18 protein-coding genes, 1 pseudogene and 1 riboswitch are annotated in these 23,084 nt (G+C 42.6%); of the genes and pseudogenes, 15 read left to right on the forward strand and 4 right to left on the reverse strand.

What is annotated here, in order from left to right:
• The first annotated feature begins 190 nt into the window (after positions 1–190).
• The 8 genes from A5868_RS02530 (at position 191) to eno (ending at position 8,068) form a co-directional block, all read left to right on the forward strand.
• On the forward strand, positions 191–2,347 hold the full coding sequence (locus A5868_RS02530) for an ATP-dependent helicase (protein WP_086306111.1): 2,157 nt from the start codon (positions 191–193) through the stop codon (positions 2,345–2,347).
• A 15-nt stretch (positions 2,348–2,362) separates the two neighbouring features.
• The gene (locus A5868_RS02535) at positions 2,363–2,800 is read left to right on the forward strand and encodes a GNAT family N-acetyltransferase (RefSeq protein WP_086306112.1); all 438 of its coding nucleotides are present in this window, start codon (positions 2,363–2,365) and stop codon (positions 2,798–2,800) included.
• A gap of 25 nt (positions 2,801–2,825) precedes the next feature.
• Positions 2,826–3,212, forward strand: coding sequence for a C-GCAxxG-C-C family protein (locus A5868_RS02540; protein ID WP_086306113.1), 387 nt, complete (start codon positions 2,826–2,828; stop codon positions 3,210–3,212).
• A gap of 138 nt (positions 3,213–3,350) precedes the next feature.
• Positions 3,351–3,797, forward strand: coding sequence for a hypothetical protein (locus A5868_RS02545; RefSeq protein WP_086306114.1), 447 nt, complete (start codon positions 3,351–3,353; stop codon positions 3,795–3,797).
• 121 nt (positions 3,798–3,918) lie between these two features.
• Positions 3,919–5,532: an FAD-dependent oxidoreductase gene (locus A5868_RS02550; RefSeq protein ID WP_086306115.1), complete on the forward strand. Its 1,614-nt coding sequence runs from the start codon at positions 3,919–3,921 to the stop codon at positions 5,530–5,532.
• 4 nt (positions 5,533–5,536) lie between these two features.
• Complete coding sequence (locus A5868_RS02555) at positions 5,537–5,887, forward strand: hypothetical protein (protein ID WP_086306116.1); 351 nt, start codon at positions 5,537–5,539, stop codon at positions 5,885–5,887.
• Positions 5,888–5,951: 64 nt separating this feature from the next.
• Entirely contained in the window at positions 5,952–6,461 is a 510-nt protein-coding gene (locus A5868_RS02560; RefSeq protein WP_086306117.1) for a DinB family protein, read from the forward strand.
• Between the two features lie 102 nt (positions 6,462–6,563).
• Positions 6,564–6,630, forward strand: a riboswitch (Fluoride riboswitch).
• 166 nt (positions 6,631–6,796) lie between these two features.
• A complete protein-coding gene (gene eno / locus A5868_RS02565; RefSeq protein ID WP_086306118.1) occupies positions 6,797–8,068 on the forward strand; it encodes a phosphopyruvate hydratase in 1,272 nt (423 codons plus the stop codon).
• Positions 8,069–8,203: 135 nt separating this feature from the next.
• Here the strand turns inward: eno and A5868_RS02570 are convergent, their stop codons facing one another.
• Positions 8,204–9,142, reverse strand: a complete 939-nt coding sequence (locus tag A5868_RS02570) for an aldose epimerase family protein (protein WP_086306119.1) — start codon at positions 9,140–9,142, stop codon at positions 8,204–8,206.
• 121 nt (positions 9,143–9,263) lie between these two features.
• On the opposite strand from A5868_RS02570, the gene A5868_RS02575 reads away from it, so the two are divergent.
• The 5 genes from A5868_RS02575 to A5868_RS02595 are packed head-to-tail and all read left to right on the forward strand — an operon-like array spanning position 9,264 to position 15,693.
• Complete coding sequence (locus A5868_RS02575; protein WP_254908395.1) at positions 9,264–10,673, forward strand: FAD-dependent oxidoreductase; 1,410 nt, start codon at positions 9,264–9,266, stop codon at positions 10,671–10,673.
• 10 nt (positions 10,674–10,683) lie between these two features.
• Positions 10,684–11,964, forward strand: a complete 1,281-nt coding sequence (locus tag A5868_RS02580) for a citrate transporter (protein WP_086306120.1) — start codon at positions 10,684–10,686, stop codon at positions 11,962–11,964.
• A 22-nt stretch (positions 11,965–11,986) separates the two neighbouring features.
• Entirely contained in the window at positions 11,987–14,119 is a 2,133-nt protein-coding gene (locus tag A5868_RS02585; RefSeq protein ID WP_086306121.1) for a hydantoinase/oxoprolinase family protein, read from the forward strand.
• A gap of 12 nt (positions 14,120–14,131) precedes the next feature.
• A complete protein-coding gene (locus A5868_RS02590) occupies positions 14,132–14,767 on the forward strand; it encodes a hypothetical protein (RefSeq protein WP_010781885.1) in 636 nt (211 codons plus the stop codon).
• Between the two features lie 41 nt (positions 14,768–14,808).
• Positions 14,809–15,693 (forward strand): ROK family protein, encoded by an 885-nt coding sequence (locus tag A5868_RS02595; protein WP_010781884.1) that lies wholly within the window; start codon positions 14,809–14,811, stop codon positions 15,691–15,693.
• A gap of 45 nt (positions 15,694–15,738) precedes the next feature.
• Here the strand turns inward: A5868_RS02595 and A5868_RS02600 are convergent, their stop codons facing one another.
• Positions 15,739–16,590 (reverse strand): MurR/RpiR family transcriptional regulator, encoded by an 852-nt coding sequence (locus A5868_RS02600; RefSeq protein WP_010781883.1) that lies wholly within the window; start codon positions 16,588–16,590, stop codon positions 15,739–15,741.
• Positions 16,591–16,829: 239 nt separating this feature from the next.
• Here A5868_RS02600 and truA point away from each other — a divergent pair, with 239 nt between their 5' ends.
• A complete protein-coding gene (gene truA / locus A5868_RS02605; protein WP_086306122.1) occupies positions 16,830–17,567 on the forward strand; it encodes a tRNA pseudouridine(38-40) synthase TruA in 738 nt (245 codons plus the stop codon).
• 27 nt (positions 17,568–17,594) lie between these two features.
• Here the strand turns inward: truA and A5868_RS02610 are convergent, their stop codons facing one another.
• Both A5868_RS02610 and A5868_RS02615 read right to left on the reverse strand, forming a co-directional pair.
• Positions 17,595–18,407, reverse strand: coding sequence for an alpha/beta hydrolase (locus tag A5868_RS02610; protein WP_086306123.1), 813 nt, complete (start codon positions 18,405–18,407; stop codon positions 17,595–17,597).
• A pseudogene (locus A5868_RS02615) lies at positions 18,379–19,967 on the reverse strand (PucR family transcriptional regulator). Before A5868_RS02615 ends, A5868_RS02610 begins: the two are co-directional and overlap by 29 nt.
• A gap of 120 nt (positions 19,968–20,087) precedes the next feature.
• Here A5868_RS02615 and fdrA point away from each other — a divergent pair.
• A complete protein-coding gene (fdrA, locus tag A5868_RS02620; RefSeq protein WP_086306124.1) occupies positions 20,088–23,081 on the forward strand; it encodes a DUF1116 domain-containing protein in 2,994 nt (997 codons plus the stop codon).
• Positions 23,082–23,084 lie beyond the last annotated feature (3 nt).

Genomic DNA, 23,084 nt, shown 5'->3' on the forward strand with positions numbered 1-23,084 from the left:
CTACGATTTAGAAATGGTACTCGGTCCTATTATAGGAACAATCCACGAAAAATACGACGATCTTGTATCGCTGCGTCTGCGCCTCTCATTAAAGGTTCGTCTTTTCCCGTGGTCTCGGGACTATCAAAATCCACTGATTCCGTTATAATGGACAAGTATGATTTTTTACATAGAAGGGAACCACTAAAGCATGTTTACAAAGTTTTCAAAGGACATACGCTCAGATTTGTTCAAAACAAAGTCAGATGAGCTTCAAGATAAAGAGACACTGCGACGATTAACCGAAGCAAATGGCGGCAATGCCTTTAGCGATGAACAGTTAACGGCTATTCGATTTCCTATGCAGACACATTTACGAATCATCGCAGGAGCAGGAAGCGGCAAAACGCAAACGATTTGTGCCAAAGCTGCCTACCTCTTACTGGAACAAGGAATTGATCCAAAGGCGATCATGATGTGCACCTTTTCTCGAAAGGCCAAACTAGAAATGGAGGCACGGGTCAATCACTATTTGGGCGGCAATGCCCGGATCAACGTTCAAACATTCCACGGCTGGTTCAATGGGGAATACAACGCGTTGATCCGCCGCGACCCTCGCTTGAATCAATGGGGGATCGAAGGAACGATCGATGAGGACCAATATTATCAAACACTGACTCAGCTGATCAAAAAGTACAAGTTGTATAATTTTGATAAATTTGATGAACGGACGATTGCTTCTCGAATCAGCTATTGGCGCAACATGGGCTATTCGGATGACGAAATGGTAGGGTTTGTGGCAAACTATTTCGATGATGAAGATCTGATCCTGAACCACTCGCTAAGTACCGTTTTCCAACAATTTTTGGCGGAGCTGGCAATGCTGAAGAAGTCCCAACGTTTTATTACGTTTGATGACATGCTGTTCAACCTTAAGCAGATGTTGGAAAATGACGCCGACGCACGTCAGATCCTACAGGAAAAGTACCGCTATATTTTTATTGATGAGTTTCAGGACATCAATCCCTTGCAGAAACAAATCATCGCCTTGATCTGTCCGCCGGATAAGCACTCGAAGCAAACGGCTGCAGGAAAACTGATCATCGTCGGCGATGACGATCAAAGCATCTATTATTTCCGAGGAGCAGAACCTCGTTATATCAAAGAGTTTGAACAGGAGTATCAGCAAACGTCGCTGCAACTGATGACGAATTACCGGTCAGAGGCGCCGATCGTTGAAGCGGGAAATCGCCTCATTCAATACAATGGTCACGATCGTCTAGAAAAGACGATGATCGCCAATAAAAAAACGTCTGAGCATGAGTGCTATGGCATTGGATTCAAAGATGACGACGAAGAAGCCGCTTGGATCGGAATGAAAATCCAGGAACTGACCCGGCAGACAGCGGGAAAAGATGGGCGTCCAAATTATCGTGAGACGATGGTCTTATACCCAACCAGGGTGCAGCTGCGTTCTTTGTTAAAGCAGTTAAAAAAACAAAAAGTTCCCTTTGTTACACCCTCGAATGACGACTTGCTGGGAATTTTCGGTTTGCCTCCATTCAAGACGCTTTTCCAACAATTAGAGCTGCTGGCTTCGGCATCGTCGATCCAGCAGAAAAACGAGGCGCTGAAAAAGATCATTCAGCAGTATGCGTTTCTTCATTTTATTAAATTTGGTGCCAGTGCCGCCTTTAGTGAGAAATTGTTTAGTAAAAACAAATTCAAGGTCAAGGATCTCGTCGCGTTTTTAGTCAGTGAACGAAACCTTTCTCAGGCTTCACAGGAGCAGGCAAAGCAATTTTTCAAGCAGATCTATCTGTTTTATCAACAGCAGCAATTGGAATTAGCTGAACTGGCGGAGGCGCTGCTCGCGACACCCAAAATCAAAAAAGAGTTGAGTGACGAAGAGAGCGATTGGCTAAGGAAAGAATTGATAGCAGCAAAGGATTGGCCCGGTCTGCTGGAGGCCTATCAGCAAGCCAGTGAACAGAACCAATCGATGAAGAAACGGCTGCAGGATTACGACCAAGAAAAATTAAACGCAGTCTATTTACTCTCTATCCATGCCAGCAAAGGCTTGGGAAAGAGGACGGTTTTCATTAAAGGCGTCTACCAAGATGCGCTGCCTAATCATCACACGGTGGAAAAGGCCGAGTGTGATCTGCAACGAGCCAAAGAAGAAGCGGCGCCCCCTACGACGATGGAGGAACAACGACGTCTGATGTATGTGGCTCTCACTCGCGCAAAAGAAAACCTATATGTCACCTATCCTAAAACAGTCAACAACAAGACGGTCACGGCTTCCCCTTTCTTAAAAGAAGCAGGATTGCCCCTCAAAGAATATCAAAAAAATAGTATACTATAGGAAATAGGAGGGCGTATGACGAAGGTAAGAATAGAAGTGGGGAATGCTGGGTATTTGCGAGCTGCGAGCTGTTTTATTCGTATGGAGGTATTTGTACGTGAACGAGCGTTAGCGATGACGGATGAATTCGATCAAAACGATACGCCAGATACCGTGTACAGCGTCCTTTTCGTGGAAGACCTCCCTGTAGCGACCGCGCGCTTTTTGTTGGATGAGGAGGGCACTGCTCGAATTGGCCGTGTGGCGACACAAAAAGACTACCGAGGCAGGCAGTTAGGCCGACAAGCAGTCACCGCGCTAGAGACATTTGCGAAAGAAAAACAGATGAAACAAATCCTGATCCATGCAGAATTAACGGCGGCCGCCTTTTATGAACAATTGGGTTATGTTCGAATGGGCGAGCGTTACGAGGAAGATGGCGTACCTTGTATAACACTGGTAAAAAAACTGTAGGTGAAACCGAAAGGGTGGAGGAGTTATGGTGCATCAAGAACAAGCATTGACGTCTTTTCAAGCTGGGAAAAATTGTTGCCAGGCTGTTGTCGAGGCCTATTGCGAGGAGATGGGGATCTCTGAGGAGGAGGCTCATCTACTAGGAGCCAGTTATGGCGGAGGAAACTATCAAGGCCTTTGCGGTGCGTTGGCGGGAACCTATATCGTCGCGAACGCCCTCGAGGGAACCCTTGACGAATCCGATCCTGCGAAGTGTCAGGCAGACAAGGCAGGCAATCGTATCGTTGCGATGACGCAGGCCTTTGAACAAACCTGCGGCTCGCTGTATTGCGGGAAGCTGATCAATAACCGTCCTTGTCTAGAGTATGTTCGTAGGGCTCTGGACATCCTGGAAGAACATTTAGCCGAATAAGCAGTGGGGCCCTCTCCGTAAAAGTATGGAAGGGGCTTTTTTATTCATTCAGAAAAGAAGCGCTGTACAAAAAGAGTTTGTCAAACGCCACAGGCTATGTTACGATTTTCACTATCCAGACAGGGAAAAGGAGAAGCAATGGAGAAACAGTGGAAGAAGATAGCTGCAACGAGCCGTTCAATAATCAAGCTAGTAAAAGAGTACGCAGTGATCGGTCTGTTTAGATGGAAAAAGCAAATCGCCAGCGGTCTGATAGTGATCAGTGTTCTGCTATTGCTGACGCTTATCAATACACTGATGCCCCATAATTCTGCTTGGCTGCAGGGAAAATGGTCCAGCCAGTCAGTGACTTATTCCTTTAAGCCTGGAAACGAAGCATTTACGAGCTGGACGATCAAGTGTAGAAATAAAGTCGCGTTGAAGCAGGCCAAGGTCGCTGTTAATTCTACGAAAAAATGCGTGGTCATGACGGATGATGGCAACAATATCGAATACCATGCGACGCGAACCGGCAGAAAACAATTGGAATTGAAAATAGTAAGGGATGGCCAGTCTGACCAACTCATTGAATTAAGTAAAAAATAGCCAAGATCGCTCATCGATTCAAGATGTGCGATCTTTTTTCGTGAGAAGAACAATTCTTTGCGGGACTTCTAAAAAAATAGTACTATCGGAAAATAGGATGAATAAAAAAGGGGATTTTATCATGAAAGTTGTAGTAATCGGCGGAGTAGCAGGGGGACCTTCCTTTGCCACACGGTTGCGCCGTTTGAATGAAGAACATGAGATCGTTATTTATGAACGTGGAGAACATATCTCCTATGCCAGTTGTGCGCTGCCTTATTATCTAGGCGGTGTGATCGAAGACTTGGATTCATTGATCGAGCGAACACCCGAAATATTAAAAGTCAAAAACAATATCGATGTCTTCACGAAACACGAAGTGACCGCTATTGATCCAGATAAGAAACAATTGGTCGTTAAAGACCTGGCAACAGGAGAAGAAACGACTACGAATTATGATAAATTGGTTATTTCCGCAGGCGCGCGTCCAACGCTTCCGCCGATCATTGGCGCAGATAAAGCAGAAAATGGGTTTGTTTTACGCAACGTAACGAATGCAGCGGAGATCAAAACCTTTATCGATACTCATGATCCGAAAAAGGTCCTGGTTTTAGGTGCTGGAGTGATGGGACTGGAAGTAGCTGAAAACTTCAAACATCGCGGAATGGACGTGACATTAGTGGATCAATTGCCGCAGGTCGCCTTTCCTTATGATGAAGAAATTGCAGACTTGATCTACGATAAATTGATCGAAAATGGGTTGCACGTTCACTTGGAAACACGTGTAGAAGAGATTCGTCAAGCCGGAAAAGAGGTCGTCTTATCTGATGGCACGACGATCGATCCAGACATGATCCTCTTCGCTACCGGGGTCGCACCAAATAATGAAGTCGCAAAAACAGCAGGGATCGAGTTGTCGGACGATGGACAGATCATCGTCAATGATCAGCTGGAGACCAATCTTTCGGATATTTATGCCATCGGCGACATCATCAAAACGACCAGTGTAGTGACTGGATTGGCCACCTCAAGTATGCTGTCCAGCGCCGCAAACCGCCAAGGCCATATGCTGGCGGACATGATCAACGGCACACCGATGCATTACCGAGGCTATGTCGGTGCGGGCGTCGCGAAAATTTTTGATTATACTGCAAGCTATGCGGGAATGACGGAGCATGCGTTGAAGGCTGCGGGCGTGACCAACTACAAATCAGTCTTTGTAACGCCCTTTGATCATGCCTATTTCTACCCAGGTGCGACGCGTCTGAATCTGAAGATCATTTTCGACGCGACAAGCGGGAAAATTTTAGGCGGTCAAGCAGTGGGGGAAAAGGGCGTTGACAAGCGCATGGGTGAATTATCAGTGGCGATCACTGGAAATCTGACGGTCTTTGATTTACCAGATCTGGAATTGCCATACTCACCGCCTTATTCAACCACCCGCGACCCATTGAACATTGCGGGATACGTCGCGATCAATCAAATGACCAATGTTGTTGAAACGGTCAAGGCTTCAGAGATCCCAGCAGAAGATCTGGCAACTGCCTTCTTCTTGGACATTCGCGAACCCGGCAAGGCCAAATCCGGCAGTATCGAAGCCACGAAAAATATTCCGATGAACGAATTGCGTGATCGGATCAATGAAATCCCTCGGGACAAAAAGGTGTATATTACGTTTAGAAAAGGCTTGGATACGTATACTTCCGCACGCATTTTGGCGGGCTTTGGTATTCCAGCGATTTTGATCGAGGAGTAAGAAGATGGACGCATTCAAAGAGCTCTTCACTCCAGCGCAGCAGTTTTTAATGTTGCAGGCGTATGTCGACTCGAAGCTGACAGAGGAAGAATTGATGAATTTCTCCCTCTTAGAATCAACCAAAGATGTTCCTGTGGTTTTTTATTCTGCCGGGGTGATGGTCATCCAACCAGCCCTCGATCTAGGGAACTTTACTCATGCGTTCTTTTCAAAAGAGCAGCTTGAGATTCGCCGACAAGACCGCGAGCTGATCCTTGAGTTGCCTGGACAAGCAGTCCGCTTTGTCTTTGAGGACAGCGAAGAAGCCCAACAAGTGGAAAAAGATTTTGCTTATTTGTATACGAACCCCGAATAGTTGCTCTAAAAAAAGCGTCGTAGTAAAGTGAAGGTAGCGTATTACAAATGAGGAGGCAGACGTGATGGACAATACACAATTCGCGAGGGAAATGATGGATCGCGCGCAAGAACGGTTTGAAGACACTTTCGATCAGATGACGACAGAAGAAGCCAATACAATGCCGGCACCATTGATCAAATCAGTGGTTTGGCTGATGTGGCATACGGCACGAGAGCTAGATATTCAGATCTCCGACATGAATGGGACGGAATACTTGTGGACAAGCAAAGGCTGGTCTGAAAAATTTGATTTGGATTTGCCGGACGACACAGAAGACTATCGCCATACACCTGACGAAGCCGCAAAGGTCGTTGTATCTGATCGGCAATTGGTGTTGGATTATCTTGCCGACAGTATCGCCTTCACACAGGAATATTTGACGACACTGGATGAGCGCAGCCTGGATGACGTCATCGATACCAATTGGGACCCGCCAGTCACGCGGCAAGTACGCCTCATCTCGGCGATCGATGATGCCGTGATGCATTCGGGTCAGGCTGTGTATACAAGACGATTAGTAATTGGAAAATAAGAATGACTAGACAGCTCTTTCGTGAAGAAGGAGCTGTTTCTATTTGGGAAATGACAGCGAGGGTTTTCGATTGCCAAATAAAATCAAGCGTGCTATCCTTCTTTTTGTAAGAGGGATGGTGCTCCCCTCCTAACCGCTGACTCAATCAGCTGATGGCGCCTGTTATGAGTGAAATAGTTCTAAGACTTTAGCCAAATCGCTGAAGGTTTTTTAGAGGTATTCCATTTGTAACAGGCTTTTTTTGCGGGCTCCAGCAGGATAGAACGGGTAGAAACACAGAAATAGACGGTTTTATCGGGGCACATAGAGTAGTTAAAATCAAGGAGGAAACAAACATGACAGTCGTAATTGAAACAGTAAAAGCAAGAGAAATTTTCGATTCACGGGGAAACCCAACGGTGGAGGCAGATGTTCTTTTATCTGACGGTACTTTAGGACGCGCAGAAGTACCAAGCGGCGCATCTACAGGCGATCGCGAAGCCGTTGAATTGCGTGATGGCGGCGACTACCTAATGGGTAAAGGCGTCATGAAAGCTGTAAAAAACGTCAATACTGAGATCAATAATGCCTTAAAGGGCTTGTCTCCATTTGACCAAGCAAAAATCGACAAAGCAATGATCGATCTAGACGGTACACCCAATAAAGGACGCCTAGGCGCAAATGCGATCCTTGGTGTTTCCATGGCCGTTGCTCGTGCAGCAGCTCAAAGCCAAAAAATTCCATTGTATCGTTACCTGGGCGGTGTCGATCTAGAATTGCCGCAACCCTTCTTCAACGTCATCAACGGCGGTGTCCATGCTGACTCAGGAATCGATGTGCAAGAATTCTTGATCACACCAGTAAAACGTGAAAGCTTCCGTGACGGTGTCGAAAAAATCGCGAATACGTACCACACTTTGAAAGGTGTCCTTGCAAAAGAAGGTTACGAAACAGCCGTCGGCGACGAAGGCGGGTTCGCACCCAAACTGGCAAGCACGGAAGCGGCGATCGACATGTTATACCGCGCCATCAAAGAAGCAGGCTATGTTCCAGGTGAAGAAATCGCCATCGCATTAGACCCAGCCTCCAGCGAATTTTACAGCGACGACACAAAGAAATACACCTTCGAAGGCAAAGAGATGTCTTCTGATGAGATGCTGATCTATTACCAAGACCTCGTGAAGAAATACCCTGCAATCATCTCCATCGAAGACGGCTTCTCAGAACATGACTGGGACGGCTTCAAGCAGATGACCGAAGCAATGGGCGATACGATCCAATTAGTCGGTGACGATATTTTCGTTACGAACCCTGCGATCTTCGCAGAAGGAATCGAAAAGAATGTTGCAAACTCAATCTTGATCAAACTAAACCAAATCGGTACCGTTTCAGAATCCATCGAAACCATCAAGATGGCTCGTGCCAACGGCTACACGACCATGATCTCTCACCGTTCTGGTGAAACAGGCGATACCTTCATCGCAGACTTCGCCGTAGCGATGAATGCCGGACAAATCAAGACAGGCTCCATGGCCCGCAGCGAACGCGTGGAAAAATACAACCAATTCCTACGTATCGAAGAAGAACTAGAAGGCTATGCAAAACTAGCCCGTTTCCCGAAAAACTAAGAAAATAACTGAGAAGAATCCCGATCATCGAGTCAGATGATCGGGATTTTTTTGTTAGGATCAATAAAAAATTCCCAATATACGTTGTTATTTTTTTTGCGAATAGTTAGTCATTCTCATAATTTTTCATCTTACTTAAATAACTGAAAAACTGTATATTGTCTTAGAATGATAAGGATGTGCGGGGCCAAATTTTACTAGATCCAAATTATTTGCAGGGTATTGTGCTTCAAGGGTTATTCCACTGTAAACAGGATAAGGTTGATTATTAATTGAGAAAGTTCTTTGTGTAACATTGAATGTATAAACGACGATACTTGGTAGAGAAGTTGTAAAAGAGATTTGTCGACCATTTGTGGGGTGACTCAAAACTCCGGAATGCTCACCAGTAAGCTCGTAAGTATGATTGATACCGCCAAAATTCTGTAATGAGTCTAGGCGGTTAATTTGCTGAAAGTTTAAATGTTTGGGAACGCCTACAGGAATAGGAGATTGAATCAAGCTATTCTCCTCGCAAAAAATTGAATCTGATTCAATTTGAAAAAAATGATCTGTTACAGGTGAGAGAGCGGAACCATTCAAATTGAAATACATGTGATTTGTTGGATTGAGGTAAGTTGTATCTTTAGGGTTAACGAAAATTTCCATAATTAAACGACAATTATCATCAATAGTGTAAATAACGGAAGAATCATAAAGAGATGTCGAATGACTAAAGGAAATTTTGACGGAATCATTGTTTTCTGTAACTGTTTGTTTCCAAATCATCTTGTCCCATCCATCAGAACCTCCGTGAAAATGAAGAGGGGGTCGATTCTTTTCGAGAGTAGTGTTTCCTACTTCGTATCGTCCAGCTAGAGGTCCGACAATACTGCCGGCGAATGTTCTTTCAGCTAACCAAATATCTATTGGTGGGGCTACTAAAATATTTTCCATATTATTGCTATTATCTGAAAATATAATTTCGAAAACAGAAGCACCAAGATTTGAAAATGTTACTTCTAACTCTTTTTTTAGTGAAATTTTTGTGAAAATTACTTCTTTATCAATGTAATCATAGGATAATTGAAACATAAGATACCTCCTTTAAGTTAGTATAACTTTATCTGAAAAAAATTTCCATAAGTATTGACACTTTTTGGAAATGATGTATTATTGTTTTTGTAAACGCAAACAGAAAGGGGTTGCAATTATTTTGGATTCAAATATTTTGAAGGAAAATTATGATGTAGTAGTAGCTGGTGGAGGAATGTCTGGAGCATTTGCCGCTATCGCAGCTGCAAGAAACGGTGCAAAGACATTGATTATTGATCAAAATGGTTACTTTGGAGGAACCTTGACAGCAAACGGGGTTGGTCCGATGATGACATACTTTGCTGGAGATAAACAAGTTATTTTAGGATTGGGACAAGAAATGGTTGAACGATTAGTCGAACGTGGCTATTCTCCAGGTCATGTCTTGGATTCAACAAATTATATTTCTTATGTAACGCCATTTTCAGCTGAGGGATTGAAAATTGTTTTAGATGAAATGGTCAGTGAAGCAGGGGCAGATGTTTTATTCCATACCTACTTAATCGGGTTAGACAAAGAAGCTGGAGCAATCAAGAACATTTCGATCGTGAATAAAGATGGGATCAGACAAATTTCCAGTAAAGTATTTATTGATGCAACAGGAGACGGAGATCTAGCCGTAATGTCAGAAGTTCCATTCCAATTAGGGCGAGAAACAGACAATGCGATGCAACCGATGACGATGAATCTTAAGGTTTACGGTGTTGATACACAAAAGCTTCGTAAGGCTGTGTTAAATGATCCAGACAAGTTTCCACGGCTAAATAGAGATTTAGATGTTATGAAGAATACAGAGATTCTATCTTTCGTCGGTTTTGATGATGAATTTAGAAAAGCTAAAGAAGAGGGTCGAATCAGCATTCCGAGAGAGGATATTCTTTTCTTTGAAACCAATGTACCGGGAGAGTTTATTATGAACACATCACGGATCATTAATGAAAGCGGTGTATCTGCAGAGGGGTTGACCCGAGCAGAGATGATTGGACGCAAGCAATGCGAGGAATTATACCACTTCTTAGTTGAATCAGTCCCCGGTTTTGAAAACGCGAAAATTGCTTATAGTGGACCAAGTGTTGGTGTTCGCGGAACAAGGCAGATCAAAGGAAAATATACGCTGACGAATCAGGATGTTTTGGAAAATAAACCATTTAAATCTACGATCGCCCACTCAGGGTATCCAATTGATATTCATAATCCGAAAGGGGAAGGTACTGTCTCCGTACACGCTAATCAGACCGAAGAAGTCGCGCATGAAAAATTTGATAAAACTGTATTCGACAGCTATTATCGCATTCCTTATGAAATAATGATTACGAATGAAATCAGCAACCTGATTGTAACAGGACGTTGTGTCTCAGCTTCTTTTGAAGCTCAAGCAGCAATACGTACGACACCAACGATGACCGCATTGGGACAAGCAGCCGGAACAGCAGCAGCATTGGCTGCATCAAAAAATGAAGCAACTGGAAATATTGATATTAAAGTTTTACAAAATAAATTGATTGAGCAAAAGAGCTTTATCGAAATCTAGGAGGAAAAAAATGGCAACGGTACAGTTAGTGGGAATATTGTTAGTATTTTTTATTTTAGTTGGTTTGATGATGACAAGAAAGGTCCCGACGATTCTAGCATTGCCAATAATGGCTATCGCGATTTCTTTAATTGCGGGAATCACAGTGATATCAAAAGACCCAGAACAATTCACAATTGTGAAAGATGTTTTAGAAGCTGGGTCGATGAGAATGTCGACTGCAATTTCAGGTTTGATTTTTGGATCATTGTTCGGAAAAGTATTATCTAAAGTTGGGGTCACTGAGACAATTATAAAAAAAGCGGCAGAAATGGCTGGGGATCGAGCACTACCAATTGCCTTATCCTTCTTAGCGGTTTGTTCTGTAATTTTTGCAGCAAGCAATGGATTAGGTATGGTGATTTTAGTTGGTACAATTATTGTCCCGATTATGATATCAGCAGGTCTTTCGCCAATGGTCAGTGGAATTATCTTACTACTGTCAAATGGCATTGGTGTAACATTCTCTGTATCAACATTAGCTGTTTATATCGACGTACTAGGTTTGAATTTAAGTGAAGTTACTTCGTATTCATGGATGGTCGGACTACCGTTGATCCTCATCTCAGTAATTATGATTGTCTATTATGTAAAATTCAGCGGAAAGCGTCGCAAAGCTTGGGCGATGCCTACTAAGCAAGGAAGAAATGGTCAAGTTCGCAGTATTGCTTTGATCTCGCCGATCATTCCAGTTGTTCTAGTTTTTGCTTTCCAAGTTCCATTGGTAGCTGCAATTATTGTTGGAATTTTCGTCACTTTGATCTTGAGTACACCAAAAAATCCGATTCATGTCGTAAGTAGTGCCTTTGTTGAAGGAATACAAGAGGTTGCTGGTGCTGCTGGTTTGATGATTGGTATTGGAATGCTGCTAAATGCTGTAATGTCTGCAGAGGTATCAACAATTTTACAACCAGCAATCTCTATGATGATCCCTAAAAATCAATTGATGTTTGTTCTGATTTTTGGACTACTTTCACCTTTAGCAATTTATCGTGGTCCGTTAAATGTTTGGGGATTAGGAAGCGGCATCATTTCCCTATTAGTTGCAGGTGGGATGAATCCAATCGCAGCGATGGTAGCTTTACGATTAGATAGTAATGTTCAAGCAGTCTGCGACCCAACCAACTCGCATAATGTTTGGGTGTCCGATTTTATTAAAACAGATGTTAATGAAGTAATGAAGAAAACAATTGGCTGGGTAGCAGTTTCAACCTTCCTCGGTTTGGTTGTTGCTTCGTTCTTCCTATATTAATTAGAGATTGAGGTAAACAAAAATGGGAAAAAAAGTAAGGATTGGAATTGATGTCGGTGGTACTTTCACTGATGCAGTGGCAATCGATAATGAAACTTATGAAGTGATTGCAAAATTAAAAATCCCAACTACTCACGAAGATGGTGTAGCCAGAGGGATCGTTAAAATCATCCAAAAACTTCTGACTGAAAACAATATCGCTCCGGAAGATGTGATTTTCATTGCCCACGGAACAACTCAAGCTACAAATGCATTACTTGAAGGTGATGTAGCAAAAGTCGGTATTGTGGGTATGGGAACTGGAATGGACGCTCGTACCGCAAAAAAAGAAACATCAATCGAGCATATTGAGTTAGCTCCCAATAAATATTTGCATTCTGAACATGTTTTCATTGATTCATCGAAATTAACAGAACAAGAAGTTGAAAAAAATATTCATGAATTAATCAATAAAGACTGTCAGGTGATTGTTGCCAGTGAAGCATATTCTGTGGATGATCCCGAAAATGAAACAAAGGTAATCGAAAAGGCACAGCAAGAAGAGTTATTTGCTACGGGTGGGCACGAAATTTCCCAGCTTTATGGATTGAAAATGCGGACGCGAACAGCGGTGGTGAATGCGTCATTGATTCCGAAAATGATGCAAACGGCAAATATGACAGAATCGGCAGTATTGGATACTAAAATTCAGTCTGGTTTAATGATCATGCGTTGTGATGGTGGAGTTATGAGCATCAATGAAGTGCGCCAACGGCCTATTTTAACGATGTTATCAGGATTAGCTGCTGGTGTTGCGGGTGCATTGATGTATGAAAAAGTCAGCGATGGAATCTTTTTTGAAGTCGGTGGAACCAGTGTCGATATCTCTGTCATCAAGAATGGGAAAGTAATGATCAAATACGCCCAGGTCGGCGGTCATAAAACGTACCTTCGTTCATTGGATGTTCGTACATTAGCTGTTGCGGGTGGAAGTATGATCCGTGTGAAAGACAAAAAAATCGTTGATGTTGGTCCGCGTAGTGCCCATATCGCTGGTCTAGAATATGAATGCTTTACTGACGTGGAAAATTTAGATAATCCAACAATCGAGTTTGTATCTCCTCGTGACGGCGATCCGAATGAATATGTCATCGTTCAGGGTACCGGCACAAATGCATATTCTTATACATTAGCAGGCGCAGCGAATTTATTAAGTTACGTACCGGAGGGAGATTACGCCCAAGGAAATGCTGAAGCAAATAAAAAAGCGTGGGATGCATTAGGAGCTTATCTTGGAAAATCTGCTGAAGAAGTGGCAAAAGAAGTCATGAATTTTGCAATGGAAAAACTAGAACCAGTCATTAATGATTTGATTGACGAATACGAGATGGATCGCAATTTCATTACACTAGTCGGCGGCGGAGGATCTGGTGCAATCGTCGTACCAGCGTTAGCAGAATATTATGACTATAAATGGAAGTTAGCTAAAAACGCACCTTATATTTCAACAATCGGAGTCGCTTTAGCGATGGTTCGCGAGCAAATCGAGCGATCTATCACGAATCCAAGCGAAAATGATATTAAGAAGATTCGGGCAGATGTTATCGAAAAAATCATTCAATCGGGTGCAAACGAAGAAACGGTTGAAGTCAATATCGAGATTGATACTCAACGTAATATTGTTCGTGCAGTAGCGACCGGAGCAACAGAGCTTCGCCAGAAAAGTTTAGGCGCTTCAGATGTTAATGAGGATCAATTAAAGACAATTACTTCGGAAGCACTGGGACTTGACACGAATAGCATCAAATGTGCAGGGAAGGTAGGCCGTTGGAACTTGATGGATGCGACAATCATCAAGAAGAAACTTTTCTTTAAAAGTAAACGGACGAATGTTTGTGTAGTTGACCGTGAAGGCGTTGTTCGTTTCAAACATAGTAATGCTCACTATTTCAAATTTCCTAAAAATCAATCAGACAAAGAGTTTCTTTCTTTTATTGATGAACATACAATTTATTCAGATGCCAATGCAACGATTCCGAAAGTATTCTTGTTCTTTAGAGAAAAAATGTTAGACTTGACTGGAATGCAAACATTAGAACAATTAACATCAATCATGGATGTTGAGACAGAAAATTTGGATAATAATGAGGAAGTCATAGCGGTAGCATACAAATAAAAAGGAGCAATAATGGATTATTTTTCGGACGAATTTTTAGCTTATTTGGAATTGAAGCAGGATATGCTATTCCATAAGATACCATCAGAGGATCTTTGGCATTATCTTGAGAAATCTTTGGCAATTGGCAAAAGTTTTGCTTCAAAATCAAAGTCAAAGGATATTTTTGCACTTTACGAGGACAATGAAATCGAAATAAAAGAAGAAAAACATGACGGCGTTTTCTATAAGGTTCAGATGCGCGCGCAATTTGAATCGGATCGAAAAGGCAACCATCTTGTTTACTTGTATGAAAAATCCATTGTTCAATTGGCTGAAGCAAACCATTTGGGATTAAAAGAAATGAAGCGAATTATTTTATCCCATGAATATTTTCATTATTTAGAAGAAAAAGGTAGAACCCATGTCTATGATCAATTTGCACCGATCGAAAGTGCAAAAATTTTAGGAATTTCTCGAAAAGCGCATATTCGTCGAACAAGTGAAATAGCAGCGAATGCTTTTGCAAAATATTTGTTAAATTTAAGCCATTTACCAAGTTTTTATGACTATCAATACCTCTTGAAGACAAACCAGATAACTCTACAGGATATTGAAGAAGAACATGATCAATTTAAAGCATTAATTAGAAAGCAAGTAATCGGCTAGATGCGTAAGCGTCTAGCCATTTGTTTCGAAAGGAAGATTAGATGTCACAAAAAAGATTTGGAAGTATTGAAGCAGGTGGAACAAAATTTGTTTGTGCTGTAGGTAATGAACAACTTAAGATTCTTGAAACAAACACTTTTTCAACCATGGAACCAAGAGAGACTATGGAGCAAGTAAAAGATTTTTTTAGCTATTACCCAGTAGATGCATTGGGCATCGGAACATTTGGTCCAGTAGATATTGACTCAACGTCATCAACTTATGGTAAAATTTTGGCTTCGCCAAAAAAGGCTTGGCAAGGGTTTAACTTTATCCAAGCAGTAAAAGAATGGTTTTCAGGTCCAATATTTCTAACAACTGATGTGAACTCGAGCGCTTATGGAGAATTTACAATGGGGGATGCTAAAAATGTGAACTCTTGCGTATATATCACGGTTGGAACCGGAATCGGAGCTGGTGTGATCCAAAATGACCAATTTGTTGGTGGAACGACGCACTTAGAAATAGGCCATGGGTATGTTCATCGACATAAGAATGATGTAGATTTTTCGGGTGTGTGTCCTTATCATGGTGGAAGTTGTTTTGAAGGAGTTGCGGCTGGCCCAAGTATTGAAAAACGAACGGGGGTCCGTGGTGAAATGCTTCCGCAAGATCATCCTGTCTGGTCGATTGAAGCTAATTATTTAGCGCAATTAGCTTATAATCTACGAGTAAATTTTGCACCAGAAAAAATTATTTTTGGAGGGGGAGTCATCAATGAAGGATTGATGGAATTGGCACGCGAACAATTTGTAATGATTAATGCGGGTTATGTTTCTGTCCCAGAATTAGATGATTTCATTGTTACTTCAGCTTTTCAAGATAACACTAGTGCTACAGTCGGGAATTTCGCATTGGCACAAAAAGTACTGACTAAATCCAATTAAATAAAAATACTCAATCAACGTTAAACGGTTGATTGAGTATTTTTATTACCACTCGTAAATAGCAGAATCAGCAGATTCATAGGAATTGATAATCGTATCGCTGCTTAGTTTTCGCTGACGTAGTCCCCGATTGTCTCGTAAAATTGTTGCGAAAATAATATCGAAAACCAAAGAGATCATGACAGAGTTTGTCAGTACGAGCGAATTATTCGCGGACATATGGTCTGGAATAATGAATTTGATATCAATCATATCACTGACTTTCGGATTGTCATTACTTGAAATCAAAATGGTTTTTACATCTTTTCGCTTAATTTTCGTTAAGAAAGGAATAATATCTTTGGTTATCACTGAAGGGACAACGGCGATTAGGACCGAATCGCTGCTCATATTTTCAATCGCCAATTGGGTTTCTAGGTTCTCTTTTAAGGTAGTAACTTCCATACCTAATTGCCGCAATTTGAAGGCAAATTCTTTGCTGACAAAAGAAGTATTATAGATTGATAAAATAAATACTTTACGATTGAGCGTGATCATTGACGCAGCATCTTCAATATTTTGAGCATCCAACATCGCGCATGTATTCGTTAACATTTTCTTATAATCAAGCGTTACGTACTCAATCAAGTTCGATTCATCGAAAGACTTTTCTTGATCTTCCAAGTGAGTCATACTTTGAGCTAATGCGATCTTAAATTTATTGAACCCTTTAAAACCAATTTTTTTACTGAAGCGATTAATGCTTGCTTCCGAAGTATCGGTTTTTTTGGCTAAATTTGTGATGGTATTTGAAATAACATATTCAGGATTTTCAATTACAAATTTACTGATCTCGTGTTCACTAGAAGTAAAACTTGATTCTAATGATTTTATTTTTAATAATACAGCGGATTGCATGTCATCTCCTCGTTTCTTTCCCCATTATATCAATAAAACTAAGTACTGAGTAGTTAGTTAACTTAAGTTTTTTTTCTAAATTTAATAAAAAAGAATTGCATATAATATATAGATGGACAGGATTAATATAACTATATTTTACTGAGTCTATCAGGTGATACTACATTTCTGCCACTAGAGCATCTCAGACTTCTGTGGTACAGTGAGTCAGTGGAAACTATAGAGGAGGATATTATCCTATGCGAAATATGAAATTAACCATCGAATACGATGGCAAACGTTATCTGGGCTGGCAGCGTTTAGGGGATTCAGAAAAGACGATCCAAGGGAAGATCGAAAGTGTGATCGCGCAAATGACTGGCGAGAAAATCGAGATTATTGGCTCTGGCCGAACCGACGCGGGGGCTCATGCCCATGGGCAAGTCGCGAATTTTAAAACGAACTCGGAAATGGCGCGGAATGAAATGCTAACGTTCTTTAATCGTTATCTGCCAAGTGACATCGTCGTGAAGAAGGTGGAAGAGATGCCGGAACGCTTCCATGCTCGTTATAATGTGAAGGGCAAGCAGTACAGCTATTATGTTTGGAATGATTCGATTCCAACCGCCTTTGAACGCTATCACAGCTTTTACGTGCCTGATAAATTAGACATGGAGAAAATGAATGAAGCCTGTGAAAAATTAGTGGGGACGCATGATTTTATCGGTTTTTCTGCATTGAAGAAATCGAAAAAATCAACGACACGAACGATTGAAAAAATTTCAATCGAACGTGAAGGAAGTATGCTGCGATTCACGTTTGTCGGTAACGGTTTTTTACATAAGATGGTCCGTATCTTGATGGGGACTATCTTAGAGATTGGTTTAGGAAAATTGCCAGTCACCGTGATCGATGACGTATTAGAAAACAAAGTTCGAGAAGCTGCGGGGGAGACTGCACCGGCGCAAGGTCTGTTTTTAGATGAGGTATTTTATTAAGACGAAGCAGGTGTGAACAGTGAGTGTTCACACCTGTTTTTTTTGTTCCTCCAACCACTCCTCCAACGTATCCAACAGGCGTTGTACCTCGGGTTTTTCTATGTCTTTCAGGAAATCGTGGTCCAAGTAATACAGGGGAACAAAGCGGCTGTTCGGGATGCTGCGAGCGAGAGATTTGCTGTAGCGAAAAGGAATTTCTTTGTCCGAAGTGCTGGCCGTACTGAATGTCCTTGGGAAGTGTTTTAGTGCTTCTTTTGTTAATGCAAACTCAGCCAATGTCTCTATGCCATAGTATTCTGGAAGCAGGTGCTGCTGGACCGCATAATGATAGAGCAGGTAACGAGACAGCGAAGGGTCATCTTGGATAGGACTCTTTAAGTCGATTCCTTCGATTTGTTTGGCTTCGATTTTTTGTGGAATCAGTTCGCGAGGATCATCGATAAATTGCAGGTCCGTGTAGCCGTAAAAATTGACTAAGAAATGTGGCGATACATGGGCTTTTTGTAAGTATTTCGTTAGATGAAGCATCAGAAAACTACCGGCAGAGCGGCCGCAGATACCAAAAGGTCGGTCTTTTATGATCGTATCCAGCAGGTAGCTGACTGTTTTCTCTAGCGCCTCAAGGATTTCTTTCAATGAATGATTGGGTGCCAATGGATAATCTAAGGCAATCACGGAGTAGCCTTTAGTCAAAAAGCGTGTTTTTAGGTCTGTAGGGAGATCGCTTTTTGATCCATAGACCAGTCCGCCTCCGTGGAGATAAAGAACAAAGCGATTGTTTTCTGGAGATTCATACAGGTCGATGGTTCCATTAGGTGTCGAGTGTGTGCTTTTTTTCATGGGCGTTTTTCCTCATTTTTATAATATATGTTCCTACTTCGTGGTTCATCACTTGGAGCGGATCGGTTAGATCGATCGCCAAAAGGTGTTCGATTTTATTTAAACGGTAACGGATCGTTTTTGAATGAAGAAACATCGCTTCTGCGGTTTGCTTATAGTTTCGATTGTTGCGTAAAAATTGATAAAACGTTTCGAAAAGTTCGAAATTTGATTGGGATAAATGCAGCAGATTTTCAGGGACGATTTCGTCGATGGCTTGGAGCTGCTCCGTACGCACAAAGTGTCGAAAAATGCCGATGTCTGCTAGACTGACCACCGTGTCTTGATAAAATTCCTCACTGAATCGTAAGATGTCCAAACACTCCATCAAAATTTCTTTTAAGTCATTTCTTTCAAACTGCTGATAACAAATGTCGTCGTCGGCTGGAGCTCAAGGATTTCTGCAAGCAATCGTTTTACGCTGGTTTTTGAAATTTCATTTTTTTGATCAAAGTTAAAGAGAATCAGAGAATAATTGTGGTGGTCAAAAAAGATCGAATCGGGTTTTAGCCTCTTCAATAGATTGAGTGTCTTGTCTTTCAATAATTTCATGCTGGACTCTTTGGTTGAAAAAGCGACTGCTTGATAGTAACGATGGTGGTTCATGGACGCTTCTTGCAGCAAACTTTCCAGCTCATCTGGATTATTTGGTGTATTTTGTAAGATGGCATCTGCGAGATTGTTCAACCGTTCATAGCGTTCCTTTTTTAGTAAGTATTCTGTATTGAATCGTTCTTGCAGAACATCGATCGTATTCTCAATGATCACCAAGTCTGTCTCCTTGACCTCAGGCTGCTCTAAGTAGACCAGCAACAAACAATGGCTGGAGTAGGGATTGAATAAGCTAATCTCTAACGCCGTTTGATTTTGGCTGCGTTCCTGAGAGAAAAGCGTCAGCAGCGTATAGTCGTTTTTAGTGAACTCACCGCTCGACAAGCTTTTCCGATCAAGGACCACGGGGGCTTTCGGAACGTCGCCAAAAGTGATCTCCAATTGATGATCGAACATTTTCAGGCTGCAGGGAGAATGAAAAAGAAGGTAAAACTCTTCCATGATTTTCTGTAGGGAAGGATGGTGGCGTTCCAATTGTGTAAAGCGCTGGCGGACTTCATAGTAGGTCCTCAATACATGCGTTTGATGGTTCAATAATGGCTCGTAAATGGTCAGCAAGATTTTTTCATAGCTAACGTCTTGTGCGATCTTGATCAGTGGGATCTGATAGCTGAAGGACAATTGAATGACCCATTCAGGAATGATCTTGATTAAACGATCCATTTTGACGACCAAGCCGCTTACACCGATTTTCTGCATTTTATAAAAGAAATCTTCCAGATCTGCTTCTGAAATACCATTGAAGGCGTAAAAGGAAGTAAGGATCAATTGATTGCTTTTACTCCATTGCTCGATGTCGAGTGCCTCCAAGACCATCGCGGACGCTACTTCATTGTCCAGACCGATCTCCTTCGTAAGAATCTTACAATTTCTTAGCTCTCCTATAGTCAGTAATTCTTTTAATTTCATCGAATTCTCCTTTTTGCCTCTTTTGGATAAAAAGCATAGCTTCATTTTAGAATATCGTCTGATGAAAACGCAATCTTTTGGATTTAAAATGAAGATGTTGGAAGAAAGGCAGGGAATAAAATGTTACATACGGTTATTTTAAAGAACAATTATCAAGATTCGATCAATTTGATGTTGTTGACGAATCGAATCAATGACTTAGAGACGGTTACGATGAGTCAAATCATGATGGGAACAAATGCAAATAAAGACATTTTAAATAATACAAACCTTTTAACGGAAGAGGCAACTGCGGCTTCACCCAATGACCTGATGATCGTTGTGGAAAGCGACCAGGCGGCGATCATGGATCAAGTCCTGCCTGAGGTCGAACAATTTTTATCAGATCTGTCTTCAAAAGGGAGCGAGGAACAAGCGCAAATCGCAACGACGTGGCAGGAAGCGCTGGATGCCATGCCCGATGCCAATATGGCTCTTTTCAGTATTCCTGGTGAATACGGGGCAGCGGAAATGGAGACGGCCTTAAAAAAAGGCCTGCACGTCTTTTCTTTTACAGACAATATTCCGGTTGAAGAGGAAGTCCGATTAAAACAATTGGCCCATGAAAGAGGTCTGTTGATGATGGGACCAGATTGTGGGACAGGCATTCTTTCGAGTATCCCGATCGCATTCACGAATGTCGTGGCACCAGGAAATATTGGGGTTGTCGGGGCATCTGGAACGGGGATTCAAGAGGTGACGACGATCATTGACCGTTTAGGAAATGGGGTCGTCCATGCGATTGGAACGGGCGGGCGCGATCTGAGCGACAAAGTGGGAGCGGTTACCGTCAAGGATGCGATCGTCGCTCTGGAAAACCATGAACCGACAGACGTGATTTGTGTGATTTCTAAGCCGCCCGCAAAAGAAGTGCGTGATGAAGTCGTACAGCTTTTACAAAGTATCACGAAGCCAGTTGTCGCGATCTTCCTTGGTGAAAAACCGGAAGCTCATGAAGGAAAAGTCTACCTCGCTCATACACTTGAAGAAACGGCGAAAATTGCCGTTGATCTCGCGAACAATGCCTCCGTGAAAGCCAATTATTTTGAAGCGGTGACGCCACCAGAACGAACAGTTCCAGAGGGAAAAGTGATTAAAGGCTTGTATTCTGGCGGAACATTGGCCGCAGAGGCAGGCATGCTTATCTCAGAGGCGTTGGGATTAGAAGGACTGGTCAAAGAAGAAGGTTATATCCTGAAATCACAGGGCTATGACATCATTGATTTAGGCGACGATATTTATACTCAAGGAAAACCTCATCCGATGATCGACCCTGAAGTACGCGTAAAGAAAATTAAAGAGTATGCGCAAGACTCCTCTACGGGAATTCTATTAGTAGATATCGTATTGGGGTATGGCGCCCATGAAGATATGGTCGGTGCATTACTGCCTGCTATCAAGGACGCACAAGAACTAAATCCTGAGCTCCAAGTGGTCGCGACCGTCGTTGGGACAGACAAAGATCCGCAAAATTATCAGGAGGCGGTTCAGCGATTACAGGAGCAGCACGTATTGGTTGCCGAAAGCAATGCCAAGGCCGTGCAACTTGCCCTGCGTCTAAAAGGCATTGAATTAACAGAGGCGGATAAGCCGGTCGTTCCTTATCAAGGAGAAACGATCGAAATCCCCTATGCCAGTCCAAGCGTAGCAGAATTACTGAATACGAAGCCGCGGGTGATCAATGTCGGTCTTCAAAGCTTCAATGAATCGATCCAAGCCTTTGATGGCAAGTCGATCCAGTTCAATTGGAAACCACGGGCTGGCGGAAATAAAAAGATGATCCATATTTTAAATGCACTAGAAGAGCACGCGGATAAGATCGGGAAAGAGAATCAACAGGTCATGGATAAAATCAAGAATGCACAGCCTTTCTTGACGGATGTTGTTCCAGCAAAAAATGTGATCCCGGAATTAAATGACGCACAAAAAACCTTACTACATGCTGGACCGCCTATCACGTGGGAGGCGATGACGGGTCCAATGAAAGGCTCTGTCGTCGGTGCGGCAATTTTTGAAGGTTGGGCTGAGAGTGAAAAAGAAGTCCTCGCTTTAGTAGAAGCAGGAGAGATTCGTTTTATTCCTTGCCACCATGTTCATGCGGTCGGTCCGATGGGCGGTATCACGTCTGCTAATATGCCGGTATTCGTTGTTGAAAACCGTTTGGATGGCTCAAAGGGCTACTGCACGATGAATGAAGGAATCGGAAAAGTCTTACGCTTCGGCGCCTTCTCCCAAGAGGTGGTAAATCGCCTGAATTGGATGAAGGATGTGTTGGGGCCGACTTTGTCAGGCGCTCTGAAGCAAAGCGAGAATGGATTGAATTTAAGTGTCTTGATCGCGCGTTCGATCACGATGGGAGATGAATTCCATCAACGGAATTTTGCGGCATCATTGAACTTCTTGAGGGAGATCGCTCCTTTGATCGTTTGTTTGGAGATGGACGAGAAGGACAAGCAGGAGGTCATGAAATTCTTGGCGGATACGGATCAATTCTTCTTGAACATCATGATGGCTGCGGGAAAAGCGATCGTTGACTGCGCACGAAAAGAGGCGAAAGGGACGATCGTCACCACGCTTACGAGAAACGGGGTTGATTTTGGTGTTCGTATCGCCGAGACACAGGATCAATGGTTCACCGCACCCGTGAATCTGCCAAAAGGCTTGTATTTTACTGGTTTTTCTGAAGAGGATGGAAACCCGGATATGGGAGACAGTGCTATCACTGAAACAGTCGGCGTTGGCGGAATGGCTATGGTGGCCGCTCCAGGTGTCACTCGTTTCGTTGGTGCAGGCGGGTTCCAGGATGCCTTATCGATCTCAAATGAGATGGCAGAAATTTGTGTGGGACAAAACCCAGCATGGACGATCCCGACATGGGATTTCCGAGGAACGTGTCTCGGGATCGACATTCGCAAAGTCGTAGAAACGGGGATCACACCGCTGATCAATACAGGGATCGCTCACAAGGAAGCCGGAATCGGACAGATCGGTGCGGGAACAGTTCGAGCACCTTTGGCCTGTTTCGAAAATGCGCTAGAGGAATATGCGCACTCTTTCGGCATAAAAACGGAATAGAAA

Source organism: Enterococcus sp. 12F9_DIV0723, assembly GCF_002174375.1.
Classification (GTDB): Bacteria; Bacillota; Bacilli; order Lactobacillales; family Enterococcaceae; genus Enterococcus_A; species Enterococcus_A gilvus.